The following is a 15,287-nucleotide window of genomic DNA, read 5'->3' as shown; positions in this document are numbered from 1 at the left end:
TCAGCCGGGTGAGCGGGCTCATGGATTCCGCGCCTGCGGTGCGTGCCCAGACATCGAGGTGCACGAGTCGCTCGAGCAGCGTCCACCCCATCGCCGGCATCGCACCTCCCGAACCGTGCCGCCAGCCTACGCACCAGGAGGAGGATCGTTGCCATGAAGCTGGCCGAGAGCGAGGCGCGGGCGCGCCTGGGTGGGGCGCGGTCGCTGCGCCTCGCGACCGTAGGCGCGAGCGGGGCGCCGCATCTCGTGCCGATCACCTTCGCCGTCGAGGGCGACCTGATCTACACGGCCGTCGACCATAAGCCGAAGTCGAGCCGCGCGCTGCGGCGGCTCGCCAACATCGCACGCGACCCGCGCGTCTCGCTGCTCGCCGACGAGTACAGCGACGAGTGGCACGAGCTGTGGTGGGTGCGCGTGGACGGCAGGGCCGAAGTGATCGAGGATGCCGACGCGATGCGGCATCCCCTCGATGCGCTCGCCGCGCGCTATCGCCAGTACCGCACGCGACGACCGGACGGGCCGGTCATCGTCATCCGCGTCGACCGGTGGGCGGGCTGGTCGGCTGCCTAGCTGCCGCCCGCCCGCACGGAGTCCGCGATCCGACGCGCGGCGTCGGCCGGCGTGATGCCGGTCGTGTCGATGACCTCGGCGTCGGCGTGCAGCCAGTTGCGCGCCGCCTCGAGATACGGCTCGACATAGGCGTGCCGGAACCACGAAGGGCCCATCACGGTGTCGCCGTCGATGCGGGCGCGCAGCGTGTCCGCGTCGGCGTGCAGCACGAAATGCCGCACCGGGATGCTGTAGGCGGCAAGGCCGTCGCTGATCTCGCGCCAGTAGTCCTCGACCAGCACCGTCATCGGCATCACGAGCGTGCCGCCGACGTAGCCCAGCACCCGCCGTGCGAATTCGACGACGAGCGGGCGCCACGGGTCCCAGTGCTGGAAGTTGTCGGTCTCGGGCAGCCCCGGCGTGATGTCCATGAGCACGCCGCCGACCTTCTCGGCGTCGAACACGCGCGAATCGGGCAGCAGCTCTTGCACGAGGGCGCTCGTCGTGGTCTTGCCGACGCCGTGGGTCCCGTTGATCCACACGATCATGAGACGGACCCTAGCGCCGCGCCGACTGCTCGGCCCGCACCCGCTCGGCCAACTCGCCCGGCTCGAGGAAACGGCGCGTGCGCTCGACCTCGTGCACGGCATCCACGATCGCCTGATTGACGGGCGCGCGCAGGCCGACTTCTGCGGACTGGGCGACGACGGCGCCGTTCAGGAAGTCGATCTCGGTGAGCTGCCCGCGCTTCAGGCTCTGCAGGGTGGAGCCGAGGTTGGGCACCGAGCCCATGCGGCGCGCCATCAGCCGCGGCAGCACCTGCGCGGCCCACAGGGGGGCGGCGGCGGCGAAGCGCGCGCCGGTGTGCGAGAGGCCCTGGATGGTGTCGAAGTGCACGCCGTGGGCGAGCCCGGCCCTGGCTGCTTCGCGGATGAGGCCGGTGACGATCGGCCGCAGCCGCGCATCGGCGACGGTCTGCTGCACCGACAGACCGGTGGCGGCAGGCGTGCCGTTGACCATGTTGATCACGAGCTTGGTCCACTGTGCGCCGCGGAAGTCGTCGGTGACCTGCGCCGGCATGACCGAGGCCAGCAGCGCCGTCGCCTCGCGCGAGCGGTCGACAACGGTCGTGCCCGCGGCCGTGATGGTCACGCGCCCGGGCTCGACGTTCTGCGCGGCGTACAGCGCGAGCGCGCCGAACGCGGGTGAGCCGGGCAGCACCCGGTGCGCCGTGTCGAGGCCCTCGAGCCCGTTCTGCACGACGATGAGCGGCACGCCTTCGAGGTGGTCCCGGTTGACGGCGAGGGCGGATGCCGCATCCTGCGCCTTCGTCGTCAGGAACGCGATCTCGGGGGTGCGGGTGAGCGTCTCGGCGGCGCAGACGCGCGCGGTGTGCTCGCCCCACGCGCCGTCGAGGTGCAGCCCGGCACCGGCGATCGCGGCGAGGGTGGCGCCGCGCGCGGTGACCTCGACCTCGTGGCCGGCGCGGTCGAGCAGTGCTGCGATGGTGCCGCCGACGGCTCCGGCTCCGATCACCCCGACACGCACGCACCCACCCTACGGCGCAGGCACCCGAGGTGTCAGTTCGGGTGCCTGCGGCCGCGAATCAACAGCCCGAACTCACACTTCGGGGGAAAGTGAGGTCGCGGCGACCGCCCGGCGTCCGGGCAAGCCGAGCGAGACGAGGGCCGCGAGGGCGAGCACGGCGGCCCCGACGAGGACCGCCTTCTGCGCGGCATCCACGTAGCCGGTCGGCGTCAGCTGGCCGCCCGCGCCCGTGAAGACGGCGGTCAGCACCGCGATTCCGAGGGCGGTGCCGATCTCGCGCAGCGTCGAGTTCGCCCCAGAGGCCTTGGCGTGATCGGGTGCGGGCATGTCCATGAGCACCGCCGTCGACGACGGGGCGAAGATGAGCCCCATGCCGAGCCCGGCGAGCAGGAACGGGGGCACCATGTGCGCGAAGGTGAGGTCGGGCGCCATGATCAGCGCGATCCAGGCGATCGCCGCCGCCGAGATGGCGAGCCCCGCGGCGACCGGAAGCCGCGGCCCGAATCTCGGGACCAGCAGGAAGCCGGTGAGCGGGGAGATCACGAGCGGCAGCAGGGTCCACGGCATGGTCATATCGCCGGCTTCGAGCGGATTCTTGCCCTGCACCACCTGCAGGAACTGGATGAGGATGAAGATCGACCCGAAGATGCCGAAGCTGAAGATCAGGCCGACGGCGTTGGCGATCGTGAAGCTCGGAAAGCGGAACAGGCGCAGCGGCAGCATCGGGGCCGCCGCACGGGTCTCCCACCAGATGAACGCCGCGATGAGCGCGCCGCCGCCGATCAGCGCGGTGAGCACCTCGCCGCTGCCCCAGCCGGCGTCGTTGCCGCGCACGATGCCGTAGACGATTCCGAAGACGCCGCTGCCGGCGAGCACGAGGCCGATCAGGTCGCTGCGCAGCCTCGCCCCGAAGCTGTTGGGCAGCGCCCACAGCACGAGCGGCACCGCGACGATGCCGACGGGCACGTTGACCCAGAAGATGCCCTGCCAGGCCCAGCCCTGGGTGACCGCGCCGCCGATGAGCGGGCCGAGCGCGACGCCGAGGCCGGCGACGCCGCCCCACACGCCGATGGCGGCCGGCCGCGCCTTCTCGCTGACCGAGCCGGCGAGCATCGTGAGCGACAGCGGCATCAGTGCCGCCGCCCCGACGCCCTGCAGCGCGCGGGCGGCGATGAGCTGCCAGGGCTCGGTGCTGAGCGCCGACAGCGCTGAGGCGACCGTGAACAGCCCGATGCCCACCACGAAGACGCTGCGGCGGCCCAGGCGGTCGCCGAGCGCTGCGGCGGTCAGGATGAAGCTCGCGAAGGCGAGGGCATACGCGTTGATGACCCACTCGAGCTCGTCGATGCCGGCGGACAGGTCGCGGCCGATGACCGGCAGGGCGTTCGTGACGACCAGGTTGTCGAGCGTGCCCATGAACATGGGCAGCGAGGCCGCGGCGATCACGAGCCACAGCGGCCGGCGGCGGGCGAGCGGGGGCACCCCGCCAGTCTGCGCGGCCTCGGTCGCGACGGGAACAGTCATGTCGTTCTCCAAGAGTGGTAATTGAATGATTACAAGCCGAGACGATAAGTTATCGACTGATAACCTGTCAAGCATGAGCGAGTCGAGGAGCGAGCGGATTCCCGCCGCGGAGCGCCGCGAGCAGATCCTGGATGCCGCCGCGAGGGTGTTCGGGGAGCGGGGCTATGCGGGCACGACCACCGACCAGGTCGCCCAGGCGGCGGGCATCAGCCAGCCCTACGTCGTGCGGATGTTCGGCAGCAAGGAGAAGCTGTTCTGCGAGCTGCTGCTGCGCGCTCGCGACAGCCTCGAGACGCGGCTGCGCGCCGCGCTCGCCCGCCCGGAGGTGAAGGCGCTCGACAACCAGGGGCTCAAGAGGTTCCTCGGCCGCGCCTATGTCGACCTCGTCGGCGAGGGCGACATCGTGCTGCCCCTCGCACAGGGCTTCCTGCTCGGCCACGACCCCGTGATCGGCCGGTATGCGCGCGAGGGCTTCCTCGACATCTACCGGCTGCTGCGCGACGAGGCGGGGCTGAGCCCGGAAGAGGTGCGCGACTTCCTCGCAGGCGGCATGCTGCTCAACACGCTGCTCACGCTGCAGATGACGGGGCTCTACGAGTCCGACGAGACGGCGCGGGAGCTGCTCGCCTGCGCCTTCGGCGAGAAGCTCGACCTGGTTGTGGCGCCGACGAAGGCCGCCCCGTGAGCCCGGTGTCCCCGCCGCCGAACGGCGTCGTCCTCGTCGACAAGCCGCAGGGGCTCACGAGCCACGACGTGGTGGCGCGCATGCGCCGCGCCGCGGGAACGCGGAAGGTCGGCCACGCGGGCACCCTCGACCCGATGGCCACCGGCCTGCTCATCGTCGGCGTCGGCTCGGCGACGCGGCTGCTGACGCACGTGGTCGGCACCGACAAGGTGTACGACGCCACGATCCGCCTGGGGGAGTCGACGGTCACCGACGACGCCGAGGGAGACGTCACGGCGCGCGCCGAGGCCGACGCGGTCGACGCCGTCACGGGCGAGGCGATCGGCGCAGGCATCCGCGCCCTCACCGGGCCCATCGAGCAGGTGCCGAGCACGGTGAGCGCGATCAAGGTCGACGGGAAGCGCGCCTACGCGCGCGCTCGCGCGGGCGAAGACGTCGAGCTTGCTGCGCGGCCTGTCACGATCCACGAGTTCGCGCTGCGCGAGACGAGGCGGATGCCGGGCCTGATCGACCTCGACGTGACGGTCGCCTGCTCCTCCGGCACCTACATCCGCGCGCTGGCCCGCGACCTCGGCGCCGCGCTCGGGGTCGGCGGCCACCTGACCATGCTGCGACGCACCTCGGTGGGGCCCTTCGCCGTCGCGGCCGCGACCCCGCTCGACGCGCTGGCCGGTGGCGACGTCGCCGTGCCCGACGTGCTGCTGACGCCGGCGGACGCCGCTGCCAGACTGTTCCCCGTGCTCGAACTCGACGCGCAGCAGGCGATCGACCTCGGGCACGGCAAGAAGCTCCACGTCGCCGCGCCTGGCGCCCCGGGCATCCGCGCCGCGATCGACGGGGCCGGCCGCCTCGTCGCCCTCGCCGCCGTGTCGGCGACCGGCGTGGTGCGCGTCGAGACCGGTTTCCCGAGTCAGGAGTCCTGAGTGGTCGAGTGGTTCACCTTCACGCAGATCGTCATCGCGCTCGCCGCGGGGGTGCTCTGCCTCGTGCTCGGGCTCATCGGGCGCACGCCGAGCGACCTCAGCATGGGCCCGATCGCGTTCGTCGCGCTGCTGCTGATCGCGCAGCTCGTCACGTCCGCGATCGCGCCGGCGGTCGGCAACCACCCGACGGGCAGCCTGCTCGAGTTTTGGATGTACCAGGTCGCCATCGTGCTCGTGCCGCTGCTCGCGATGGTGTGGGCGCTCGTCGAGCGCGGGCGGTGGAGCGTCGTCGTGCTCGGCGTCGCGGGGCTCGCCGTCGCCGTGATGCTGTACAGGATGTGGGTGATCTGGACGGGCGCGTGAGCGGCATGCCGGTGGCATGCCGCGAACCGCACGGACGGATCACCCTGGCGCGAGCGAAGCGAGCAGCGGCGCCGGAGCGCGACCACGAGCCGAACTAGAATCGACTTTGCGATGTCCGAGTCCAGATCCGTCACCGAGAGGCTCTCGGCCGCAATGCCGCGCCTGGTCGGCACCGGCACCCTCACGGTGCTCGTCGCCGTGTACGCCGTGCTCGTGATGGCGGCGGTCGGGCGCAGCGCCTTCCAGATCATCGACCACTTCTCGAAGGCGCCGATCGCGATCTCGATCTCAGGGGTGTCCGCGCTCGTCTACGTGCTCGCGATGGTCGCGCTCATCGTGCACCGGGGCGTCTGGCACCGCATCGCCTGGGTCACCGTCTCGGTCGAGTTCGCCGGCGTCGTGGTGATCGGGGCGATCACGACGTTCTTCCCGGACGCGCTCGGCCTCGACTCGGGCGACGCCTTCGGCGACACCGCCACCGTGTGGACGGTCTTCGGGCAGGGCTACTGGTTCGTCCCGCTCGTGCTTCCGCTGGCGGGAATGTGGTGGCTGAAGACGCATCCGGCCCGCCCGCGCCCCGATCGAGCCGGCGCCGATTCCCGCGGAAAGGCGGCAGCGTGAGGGTCTTCCACTCCGAGTCCGAGATCGGCCCTGATTTCGGGCCGAGCGCGGTCACGATCGGCAAGTTCGACGGCGTGCACTCCGGGCACCGAGCGGTCATCGGCCGCCTCGTCACCGCGGCGCGGGCCGAGGGACTCGTCTCAGCGGTGGTCACCTTCGACCGGAACCCGCTCGAGGTGATCGCGCCTGAACGCTGCCCTGACGCGCTCGCGAGCCTCGACCAGAAGCTCGATCTGCTCGCCGAGACCGGGGTCGACGCGACCCTCGTGGTGCGCTTCGACGAGACCTTCGCGCGGGTCAGTGCCGAGCGCTTCGTCACCGAGTACCTGGTGAAGGCGCTGCACGCCCGGCGCGTGTTCGTCGGCAGCGACTTCCGCTTCGGCAGCGGCAACGCGGGCGACGTCGCGCAGCTGCGGGCGCTCGGTGAGCAGCACGGATTCACCGTCGAGCTGATCGACGACGTGGTCGGCACCGCGGGGGAGCGGGTGTCGTCGACGCGCATCCGCCAACTGCTCGCCGAAGGCGACGTCGAGCAGGCCGAGCGGCTGCTCGGCCGTGCGCCGATGCTGCGCGGCCTGGTCGTCCACGGCGCGAAGCGCGGGCGCGAGCTCGGATTCCCCACCGCGAATCTCTCCCCGCAGTCCGAAGGCCTGATCCCGGCCGACGGCATCTATGCCGGGTGGCTCGTCGACAACGGCACGCGCTACCCGGCCGCGATCTCGGTCGGCAACAACCCGACCTTCGAAGGCGTGCCCCAGAAGCAGGTCGAGGCGCACGTCATCGACCACACCATCGATCTGTACGACCACGAGGTCGAGGTGGTGTTCGTCGCGCGCATTCGCGGCATGACCGCCTTCACCGGCATCCCGGCGCTCATCGAGCAGATCGCCGACGACGTTCGGGTCGCCCGTCGCATCCTGGCGGCCTGAGGCGACCGCGAGCGGGCTGCGCCTAAGCGGGGATGAGGTCTGCGCGGTAGATCAGGGCGGCGGCACCGATCAGCGGGCCCTCGCCCGAGAGACCGGAGGGCACGACGCGCACCTTGCGGACGTAGTCGAAGTGGTGCGTCGCGATCTGGGCCCGAATGAAGTCGAACAGATCGGGCGTCGCCTGCGAGAAGCCGCCGCCGATCGCGACGACCTCGAGGTCGAGCAGGGCAGTGGCGCTCGCGATCGCCTGGCCGACGGCGCGCCCACAGCGCTCGATCGCCGCCCGCGCGACCGGGTCGCCTGCGGCGTAGGCGGCGGCGAGGTCCTCGCCCGTCGTGCCCGCGAAGCCGTTCCGCCGCGCGTACGCCACGGTGTGCGGCCCGCTCGCGATCGCCTCGAGCACGTGCGCGTTGCCGAAGGTGTTCTCGCCCTCGAAGCCTGCGACGTCGACGTGGCCGATGTGCCCCGCGTTGCCGGTCTTCCCGACGACGACCTTGCCGCCCGCGATGATGCCGCCCCCGACACCCGTCGAGACGACCATGCCCATGACGTTCTGCGCGCCCTGCGCCGCCCCCACCCAGTGCTCGGCGAGGACGATGGCGACCCCGTCCATCTCGAGCACGACGGGGACCCGGTGCCCGGCGTCCGCCACGATGCGCTCGACCAGCGCCCGCATCGGGTAGCCGCGCCACGAGGGCACGTTGAGCGGCGAGATCGCACCGGCCTCGCGGTCGATCGGCCCGGCGCAGCCGATGCCGACGCCGATCAGCCGGGCCTCGCTGCCGAGCTCGCCCAGCATGCCGAGCGCGTGTCGCACGACCTCGGCGACGGACGCCTCGAGGTCGTGCAGCTCGGCGCTGCGGCCGGTCGCCGCGCGGAGCCGCGACCCTACGACGAGCGTGCCGTCGGGGCGCACGAGGGCGGCCTCGACCTTGGTGCCGCCGAAGTCGACGGCGAGGACGACGGAATCAGGCATGCCTCCCAGCCTATTGGCTCGACAGGGCCGTTCAGACGTGCCGCTGCACGAGGCGCCGCGCCGCGCCCGAGACCGTCTGGCCGCGGCGTTTGACGAGCACCACACCCGCCACCAGCGCGGTGAGCAGCGGCATGGTGCCGGAGACGGTCATGCCGACGTGCGGGCCGAAGTTGTCGACGATCCAGCCCATCAGCGGGCCGCCGATCGACTGGCCGCCGAGCTGGATGAGCACGAACACCCCCATGACGCGGCCGCGGATCGCGATGTTCGTCGACATCTGGACGAGGGAGTTCGACGCGATGAAATACAGCAGCTGAGACATCCCGGCCCCGACGAGAAGGACCGCGAAGATGCCGAGCTGCGGCGCGAGACCGGCGAGCGCCTGCACGAAGCCGAGGATCACGGCGCCGACGATGACCGTGCGCAGGCTGACGGATGCCCGCAGATTGGACAGCAGCGCACCGCTCAGCGCGCCGAGCGCGACGAGCGCGTTGAAGATGCCGTAGCCCGACGAGCCGACGTCGTAGACGTGGTCGGCGAAGGCGGTGAGCAGCACCGGCATCGTGTAGACGAAGAGCGCCACCGACGTCAGCACGATGAGGGTGAACAGGATCTCGTCTTTGCGGGCCGCGTACTCGAGGCCCTCGCGCAGCTGGCCCTTGCGCCGCGGCGCCTTCGGTGCCGGCAGCAGCCGCGAGCCGTCGAGTCGGCCGAGCGCGAACACGGTGCCGAGGCAGGCGAGCGCGTTGATCGCGAACGACCAGCCGCCGCCGACCGCCGACAGCAGGATGCCGCCCACCGCGGGTCCGATCAGGGCGCCGAGCTGGAACGTCGAGGAGTTGAGGCTGAGTGCGTTGCGCAGCAGCGCCGGCCCGACGACCTCAGAGACGAAGGACTGGCGGGCCGGGTTGTCGATGAGCGTCGCGAAGCCGCCGAGCAGGGCGATGCACCAGATCATCCACACCTGGATCGAGCCGGTGAAGATGAGGGCGGCCATGGTGGCGGCGAGCAGCGCCATCATCGTCTGCGTCACCTGCAGGATGCGCCGCTTGGGGTACCGATCGGCGATCACGCCGCCGTAGAGCCCGAAGACCAGCATGGGCGCGAACTGCAGCGCGACGGTGATGCCGACGTCGGCGACGTTGCCCGAGAGCTGCAGGACGATCCAGTCCTGCGCGATGCGCTGCATGCCCTGGGCGGTCGTCGAGACGATCTGACCGCTTGCGTACAGCCGGTAGTTCGGGACCTTCAGGGAAGCGAACATGTCGCGCCAGCGCGGGCGGCCGGACAGCACCAGCATCGGTTCGGTCGGTGGATTCGCAGGCGTCGCAGTCACAGCCCGTTAAGGCTAGTCGGATCGATTCGATAAGTCCTTAGAATGGTGGCAATAACTCCCATTGGGAAACGTAATAGCTCGCGAAGGGTGCCGCCCATGTTCGATCCCGTGCTGCTGCGCAGCTTCCTCGCGGTCGCCGAGACGGGCAGCTTCACGCGAGCCGCGCAGCGCCTGCAGCTCAGCCAGCCCACGGTCAGCCAGCACGTGCGGCGCCTCGAGTCGCAGGCGGGCCGCATCCTGATCGATCGGGACACGCGCCAGGTGCGCCTCACCGACAACGGCGACGCCATGGCGGGCTTCGCGCGCAGCATCCTCGCGGCGCACGCGTCTGCCGAGAGCTATTTCAGCGGCAAGGCGATGCGCGGGCGGCTGCGCTTCGGCGCCGCGGACGACTTCACGATGACGCAGCTGCCCCGCATCCTCAGGGACTTCCGCGCGCTGCATCCCCAGCTCAACCTCGAGCTCACCGTCGGGCAGTCGGGGGCCCTGCATCGCCGGCTCAGCTCGGGTCAGCTCGATCTCATCTTCATCAAGCAGACCCCAGGTGTCGGCGAGGGCACCAAGGTCAGCACCGACCAGATGGTGTGGATGGGCCTCGACGGCATCCAGCTCGGGCTGGACGAGCCCGTGCCGCTCGTCTCGTACCAGGAGCAGTCGATGAGCCGGCGGATGGCGATCGACGCGCTCGAGGGCGCCGGTCGGACCTGGCGCATCACCTGCAACACGCGCGAGGTCAACGGCGTGCTCTCGGCGGTCAGGGCCGGGCTCGGGGTCGCGGTGTTCCCGCGCACGCTGATTCCCGGCGATCTCGTGAAAGTGAGCAATCGCCTCGGGCTGCCCGAGATCGGCGACGTCGACTTCACCCTGATCTCGAACCCGCGGTCGGCCACCGAGCCCGTCGAGGCGCTCAGCAGCGCGATCATGGGCCGCACCCTCGTGCACTGAGGTGGGCGTTCCGCGCCTCCGCGCGCCCCCGAGTTCGCTACCTTAGGTACTCGTAGGGAGGCCATGGACATGACCGAAGCGACGGTGACCGCATTCGTCGGCGACAGCCTGACCGAGAACGGCGACTGGCAGAAGCTGCTGCCGGGCCAGAACGTCATCAACTTCGGCGTCGGCGGGAACACCACGCACGACCTCATGGACCGCCTCGACGAGGTCGTCGCCGCGGGCCCGTCGACCGTCGTGGTCGAGATCGGCACGAACGACTTCGGGTGGCGGTTCCCGGTCGAAGAGGTGGTCGAGAACATCCAGGCGATCCTCGCCCAGCTGCGCGAGAAACTGCCCGACGCGAAGATCGTGATGCAGAGCATCCTTCCCCGGCAGCCCGAATACGCGCACATCGTGCGCACCGTCAACGAGCAGCTCGAGCGCTATGTGCCCACCGTGCCGTGCAGCTACGTGGATGTCTGGCCCGCGCTCGCAGACGAGAACGGCGGCCTCAAGCCCGAGTTCACCGTCGACGGCCTGCATCTGACCGAGGCCGGTTACGAGGCCTGGTTCGCCGTGCTGCGGCCCGTGCTCGCCGTCTGAGGGGTCGCGAAGCCGGTCCCCCTCTTGGGGGAATTCTGCTGCCCCCATGCTCGCGGCTAGTGTCGCAAGCGGGGTTGAGGAGAGTCAGTTTCACGACTTTTGAAAGAGGCACCGTCGTGCTCAAAAACCTCGACCCGATCCTGTCCGGCGCGCTCCTGTCGGTTCTCGACGACATGCAGCCCGGCCAGTGGCTGACCCTCACGGCAGGCGGCGCCACGACGCCGCAGCGTGGCCCGGACCACACCGTGATCGATCTGACGCACGTCTCGACCGAGGCCGCCGTGACGGCGATCCTCAGCGTGCTGCCGCTCGACCGCTCGGGGGCGCCGATCGTCTACCTCGACAATGCCGAGGAAGTCGACGAGCTGCCCGATGTGGTCTTCGCCGTCTGCGGCATCGCGGCCGACGCCGAACTGCGCCGCGTGCCGATGTCGCGCCTCGACGAGGCCGACTTCGCGACGCTCGCGCGTCAGTCCGAGGTGACCGTGCGGTCGCGCTGCGACGGCGAGCCCAGCGCATTCCTGCTGCGCAAGGGCGAGGCGCTCGCCGCCGTCTGAGCTGTCGGGGTCGCGTTCGTGGCGGCCCGTGCTCAGCGGGGCAGGAGGCCGCACCCGATAGGCTTCCCCTCGCCATGGCACGCCCCACGAACGCACCCCAGCCCGCCCGACTCGCGCTCGCGCCCGGCTTCCTCGGGGCGATCGTCCTGATGGCGGGCCTTGCCCTCATCGGGTCCGAGAACTACACCTGGATCGAGTACCCCGCGGCGATCCTCGCGGCGATCACGGGGTGGTTCGCGATCCAGGGCAAGCAGTGGGCCTTCGTCGCCGGGCTCGCCGCGATCGTCGTGGTCTGGAACCCGGTCTTCCCCCTGCCGCTGCCTGACGTCGCCTTCCAGGGGCTCAGCATCGCCGGCGCCGCGACGTTCATCGCCGCCGGCGTCATCATCAGGGTCACGCCGAGCTCCTGACCGGCCGGCTCGGCGGCGCGCGCGGTGAGTGCTCGCCGGCCGAGGATGCGGCTGGGGTAGAATCAGGTATCGCGCGGATTCCCGCTCCGCCGCGGCCCGAGAGGCTTTCGCTGCTCGTTCGTGCCACGGCCCCGGAATCCGCCCCGTACATCGGGCCGCTCCCGGGGTTCTCCCGTCGGGGCCCGCAGATCGTGGAGGCACATGTCCCAGACCGGAGAGCGCGTCGCGCAGCAGCGACGCTCCGGGCGCCGTCATCAGAACAATGACGGCCTCATCCCCGTCCTCGCCCGCCGCGTGCGCGAGGTGGAAGCCAAGGCGCAGGGCGGCAAGAAGCTCGGGCCGACCAACCGGACCAAGTTCCAGGTCATCGCGCTGCTCATGCGCGAAGAGCGCGCGCGCGCCAAGTCCGACCCCGAGCTGACCGAGGCGCAGCGCGCCGAGCAGCTCAAGCGACTCGACGGCATCGCGCAGATCCTCGCCAAGACGGCGGCGCGCGACACGAGCCTCATCCAGTTGCTCGAGACGGATGCCTCGCCGTCGGCCGCCGCGCAGAAGATGCGCCGCGACTGGCTGCTCGAGTCCGGAACCGCGCTCAGCCCCGACGACCTGGTCATCGTCGTCGAAGAGCCGAAGGTGCTCGACAACAAGCCGGTGCTCTCGGCCGAGCTGGCCGAGAAGCAGGTCGTGCCGCAGTCGGTCAAGGCGCGGCAGCTGTCGAATCCGTTCCTCGCGCCCGACTTCACCCGCTACGCCGAGCAGGCGCAGCCCGCGCCGCGCCGGCGCCTCGACTCGTGGGAGCTTCTCGGCCCCCTGTTCAAGTCGTTCGAGCAGGGCGCAGGCGGCCAGATCGCCAGCATGGAGCTGCCGCCCGCACCGAAGATCGACCGCTACGCCCCGCCCGGCATGGAGCTCATGCACCACCAGGCGCAGTTCATCGAGTCGGCCCGCCTCGGCCACCGCACCTTCCTGCTCGCCGACGAGCCGGGCCTCGGCAAGACCGCGCAGTCCCTGCTCGCGGCATCCGTCGCAGGGGCATACCCGCTGCTCGCCGTCGTCCCCAACGTCGTGAAGATGAACTGGGCGCGCGAGGTCGAGCGGTGGACGCCGCAGCGCCGCGCGACCGTCATCCATGGCGACGGAGCCGGTCTCGACGCGTTCGCCGACATCGTCGTCGTCAACTACGAGGTGCTCGACCGCCACCTGTCCTGGATCGCCCAGATGGGCTTCAAGGGCATGGTCGTCGACGAGGCGCACTTCATCAAGAACCTGCACTCCCAGCGCTCGCAGCACGTGCTGGCGCTCGCCGACACGATCCGCAAGACCGCACCGGGCGGCGAGCCGCTGCTCATCGCGCTCACCGGCACCCCGCTCATCAACGACATCGACGACTTCCGCGCCATCTGGCAGTTCCTCGGCTGGATCGACGGCACCAAGCCCACGCGCGAGCTCATGGACCGCCTCGAAGAGACCGGCCTGACGCCCGCCGATCACGAGTTCTACCCCGAGGCCCGTGAGATCGTGATCGACCTCGGCATCGTGCGCCGCCGCAAGATCGACGTCGCCGCCGACCTGCCGTCGCGGCGCATCGTCGACATGCCCGTCGAGCTCGACGACGAGCTGGGCCGCTCGATCAAGGCGGCCGAGCGCGAGCTCGCGGCCCGCCTCGTGGCGCGCTATGAGCGCGCGCTCGCGGCCGGCGTCGGCGAGGGCGTCGAAGGCGGCACGGATGCCCGGCGCGAGCACCTCATCAGGGTCGTGGCCCACGCGGAGCTCGAGGAGTCGAAGGGGGCGAAGACCGGCGAGAACGTCTTCACCATGGTCCGCCGCATCGGCCAGGCGAAGGCCGGCCTCGCCGCCGACTACGCGGCGCAGCTCGCCCGCTCGACCGGCAAGGTCGTCTTCTTCGCCAAGCACATCGACGTCATGGATCAGGCAGAGGCGCTGTTCGCGGCCCGCGAGCTGGGGGCGGTCTCGATCCGCGGCGACCAGAGCGCCATCGAGCGCCAGAAGGCGATCGACGCGTTCCAGAACGACCCCGAGGTTTCCGTCGTGGTCTGCTCGCTCACCGCGGCCGGCGTCGGCATCAACCTGCAGGTGTCGTCGAACGTCGTGCTCGCCGAGCTGTCGTGGACGTCCGCCGAGCAGACGCAGGCGATCGACCGCGTGCACCGCATCGGCCAGGAAGAGCCCGTCACCGCGTGGCGCATCATCGCGGCGCAGACGATCGATTCGAAGATCGCCGAGCTCATCGACGCCAAGCAGGGCCTTGCGCTGCGGGCGCTCGACGGCATCGACGTCGAGCCGGGCTCCGAGGCATCCGTTCAGCTCGACGCACTGGTCGGGCTGCTGCGCGACGCGCTCAACTAGCCGCAGTCGGCGCTATTCGTCGTCGAAGTCGTCGAATTCCTCGTCTTCTTCGTCGAGCTCATCGTCATAGCCGGTGGGGCGCTCGTCGTCGGGAAACACCTCTTCGTCGGACTCGAAGTCGTCGTCGAGGTCGATGTCGTCCTCGTCGTAGCTCTCCACCTCGGGCTCGTAGTCCTCGACGTCCTCGGGAGCCTCGTCCTCGAGATCGACGTCGTCCTCGTCGAATTCGCTGGGTCGGCTGTCGCTCATGGGATGCAGGGTACGCCGGGCCCTGCGGCAGGCCAATACCCGATTCCGGTTCCGCCGACGGCATGGCCCAAACTGTTCACATGAGTGGTGGCGAGGTCGAGATCGAGCGCAAGTACGACGTCGATGACGAGGCGCGGATGCCGTCGCTGATCGGTGTCGCGCGGGTCGCGTCCGCCGACGCTCCGGATGCGTTCGACCTCGACGCCACGTACTTCGACACCCCCGAGCTGACGCTCGCGAACGCACGCGTGGCCGTGCGGCGACGGCTCGGCGGGCACGACGCCGGCTGGCACATCAAGTGGCCGCCGCTCGCCGAAGGCCGGCGCGAGCAGCAGTTCGAGCCGGGTGAGGGCGAGGCGATCCCTGACGAGGTGCGCGCGGCGCTGGCCGAGCTCGTGGGCGATGCACGGCTCGTACCGATCGCGCGCATTCGCAATCACCGGATCGCGACCGTGCTGCGCGACAGCGCCGGCGAGCCCCTCATCGAGCTCGCCGACGATCACGTCGTGGCCACAGACCTGCGCGAGGGGCCGACGAGCGGAACGGAACGGCGCTGGCAGGAGTGGGAGGTCGAGCTTCTTCCGGGCGGGAGCGCGGGCGAGGCATCCGATCGCGCGGCCTTGCTCGATGCGGTCGAAGAGCGGCTCGTCGCGGCGGGGGCGCAGCCTCCGTCATCCGGTTCAAAGCTCGCGAGGGCGCTGGGACTGTCCCGCTAGG

18 protein-coding genes are annotated in these 15,287 nt (G+C 70.7%); 12 read left to right on the top strand and 6 right to left on the bottom strand.

Features of this window, described 5'->3' with window-relative positions:
- Nucleotides 1-153 precede the first annotated feature (153 nt).
- Nucleotides 154-570 carry a TIGR03668 family PPOX class F420-dependent oxidoreductase gene (locus tag ABD716_RS01735; protein WP_344773152.1) on the top strand — a complete coding sequence of 139 codons (417 nt, stop codon included), beginning with the start codon at nt 154-156 and terminating at the stop codon, nt 568-570.
- Here the strand turns inward: ABD716_RS01735 and ABD716_RS01730 are convergent.
- The 3 genes from ABD716_RS01730 to ABD716_RS01720 form a co-directional block, all read right to left on the bottom strand.
- Nucleotides 567-1,097 carry a DEAD/DEAH box helicase family protein gene (locus tag ABD716_RS01730; RefSeq protein WP_344773150.1) on the bottom strand — a complete coding sequence of 177 codons (531 nt, stop codon included), beginning with the start codon at nt 1,095-1,097 and terminating at the stop codon, nt 567-569. The genes ABD716_RS01735 and ABD716_RS01730 overlap by 4 nt on opposite strands.
- Before the next feature lie 10 nt (nt 1,098-1,107).
- Nucleotides 1,108-2,097 (bottom strand): ketopantoate reductase family protein, encoded by a 990-nt coding sequence (locus ABD716_RS01725; protein ID WP_344773148.1) that lies wholly within the window; start codon nt 2,095-2,097, stop codon nt 1,108-1,110.
- Nucleotides 2,098-2,169: 72 nt separating this feature from the next.
- The gene (locus tag ABD716_RS01720) at nt 2,170-3,621 is read right to left on the bottom strand and encodes a DHA2 family efflux MFS transporter permease subunit (RefSeq protein ID WP_344773146.1); all 1,452 of its coding nucleotides are present in this window, start codon (nt 3,619-3,621) and stop codon (nt 2,170-2,172) included.
- Between the two features lie 73 nt (nt 3,622-3,694).
- Here ABD716_RS01720 and ABD716_RS01715 point away from each other — a divergent pair, with 73 nt between their 5' ends.
- The 5 genes from ABD716_RS01715 to ABD716_RS01695 all read left to right on the top strand — a co-directional run bounded on the left by ABD716_RS01715 (nt 3,695) and on the right by ABD716_RS01695 (nt 7,142).
- Entirely contained in the window at nt 3,695-4,306 is a 612-nt protein-coding gene (locus tag ABD716_RS01715) for a TetR/AcrR family transcriptional regulator (RefSeq protein WP_344773144.1), read from the top strand.
- Nucleotides 4,303-5,229, top strand: coding sequence for a tRNA pseudouridine(55) synthase TruB (truB, locus tag ABD716_RS01710; RefSeq protein WP_344773142.1), 927 nt, complete (start codon nt 4,303-4,305; stop codon nt 5,227-5,229). Before ABD716_RS01715 ends, truB begins: the two co-directional genes overlap by 4 nt.
- Nucleotides 5,230-5,592, top strand: a complete 363-nt coding sequence (locus ABD716_RS01705; RefSeq protein WP_344773140.1) for a hypothetical protein — start codon at nt 5,230-5,232, stop codon at nt 5,590-5,592.
- Nucleotides 5,593-5,703: 111 nt separating this feature from the next.
- Nucleotides 5,704-6,213 (top strand): hypothetical protein, encoded by a 510-nt coding sequence (locus tag ABD716_RS01700; protein WP_344773138.1) that lies wholly within the window; start codon nt 5,704-5,706, stop codon nt 6,211-6,213.
- Nucleotides 6,210-7,142: a bifunctional riboflavin kinase/FAD synthetase gene (locus ABD716_RS01695; RefSeq protein WP_344773136.1), complete on the top strand. Its 933-nt coding sequence runs from the start codon at nt 6,210-6,212 to the stop codon at nt 7,140-7,142. Before ABD716_RS01700 ends, ABD716_RS01695 begins: the two co-directional genes overlap by 4 nt.
- 22 nt (nt 7,143-7,164) lie before the next feature.
- Here ABD716_RS01695 and ABD716_RS01690 read toward each other — a convergent pair whose 3' ends face one another.
- The gene (locus ABD716_RS01690) at nt 7,165-8,118 is read right to left on the bottom strand and encodes an ROK family protein (protein WP_344773134.1); all 954 of its coding nucleotides are present in this window, start codon (nt 8,116-8,118) and stop codon (nt 7,165-7,167) included.
- Between the two features lie 31 nt (nt 8,119-8,149).
- On the bottom strand, nt 8,150-9,454 hold the full coding sequence (locus tag ABD716_RS01685) for an MFS transporter (RefSeq protein ID WP_344773132.1): 1,305 nt from the start codon (nt 9,452-9,454) through the stop codon (nt 8,150-8,152).
- A 96-nt stretch (nt 9,455-9,550) separates the two neighbouring features.
- Between ABD716_RS01685 and ABD716_RS01680 the strand changes: the two genes are divergently transcribed.
- The 5 genes from ABD716_RS01680 to ABD716_RS01660 all read left to right on the top strand — a co-directional run bounded on the left by ABD716_RS01680 (nt 9,551) and on the right by ABD716_RS01660 (nt 14,321).
- Nucleotides 9,551-10,399 carry a LysR family transcriptional regulator gene (locus ABD716_RS01680; protein ID WP_344773130.1) on the top strand — a complete coding sequence of 283 codons (849 nt, stop codon included), beginning with the start codon at nt 9,551-9,553 and terminating at the stop codon, nt 10,397-10,399.
- 69 nt (nt 10,400-10,468) lie between these two features.
- Complete coding sequence (locus ABD716_RS01675) at nt 10,469-10,987, top strand: GDSL-type esterase/lipase family protein (protein ID WP_344773128.1); 519 nt, start codon at nt 10,469-10,471, stop codon at nt 10,985-10,987.
- A gap of 116 nt (nt 10,988-11,103) precedes the next feature.
- The gene (locus ABD716_RS01670) at nt 11,104-11,544 is read left to right on the top strand and encodes an RbsD/FucU family protein (RefSeq protein WP_344773126.1); all 441 of its coding nucleotides are present in this window, start codon (nt 11,104-11,106) and stop codon (nt 11,542-11,544) included.
- 74 nt (nt 11,545-11,618) lie between these two features.
- Nucleotides 11,619-11,954: a DUF6804 family protein gene (locus ABD716_RS01665; RefSeq protein WP_344773124.1), complete on the top strand. Its 336-nt coding sequence runs from the start codon at nt 11,619-11,621 to the stop codon at nt 11,952-11,954.
- A 201-nt stretch (nt 11,955-12,155) separates the two neighbouring features.
- Nucleotides 12,156-14,321 (top strand): DEAD/DEAH box helicase, encoded by a 2,166-nt coding sequence (locus tag ABD716_RS01660; RefSeq protein ID WP_344773122.1) that lies wholly within the window; start codon nt 12,156-12,158, stop codon nt 14,319-14,321.
- A gap of 12 nt (nt 14,322-14,333) precedes the next feature.
- Here ABD716_RS01660 and ABD716_RS01655 read toward each other — a convergent pair whose 3' ends face one another.
- Entirely contained in the window at nt 14,334-14,570 is a 237-nt protein-coding gene (locus ABD716_RS01655) for a hypothetical protein (RefSeq protein WP_344773120.1), read from the bottom strand.
- An 80-nt stretch (nt 14,571-14,650) separates the two neighbouring features.
- On the opposite strand from ABD716_RS01655, the gene ABD716_RS01650 reads away from it, so the two are divergent.
- Entirely contained in the window at nt 14,651-15,286 is a 636-nt protein-coding gene (locus ABD716_RS01650; protein ID WP_344773118.1) for a CYTH domain-containing protein, read from the top strand.
- The last annotated feature ends 1 nt before the right edge of the window (nt 15,287 follow it).

Origin of the sequence: Gryllotalpicola kribbensis (assembly GCF_039538245.1) — a bacterium.
GTDB classification, from domain to species: domain Bacteria; phylum Actinomycetota; class Actinomycetes; order Actinomycetales; family Microbacteriaceae; genus Gryllotalpicola; species Gryllotalpicola kribbensis.
Note: the sequence above shows the minus strand (reverse complement) of the source record. Positions and strands in the feature narration are given on the sequence as shown.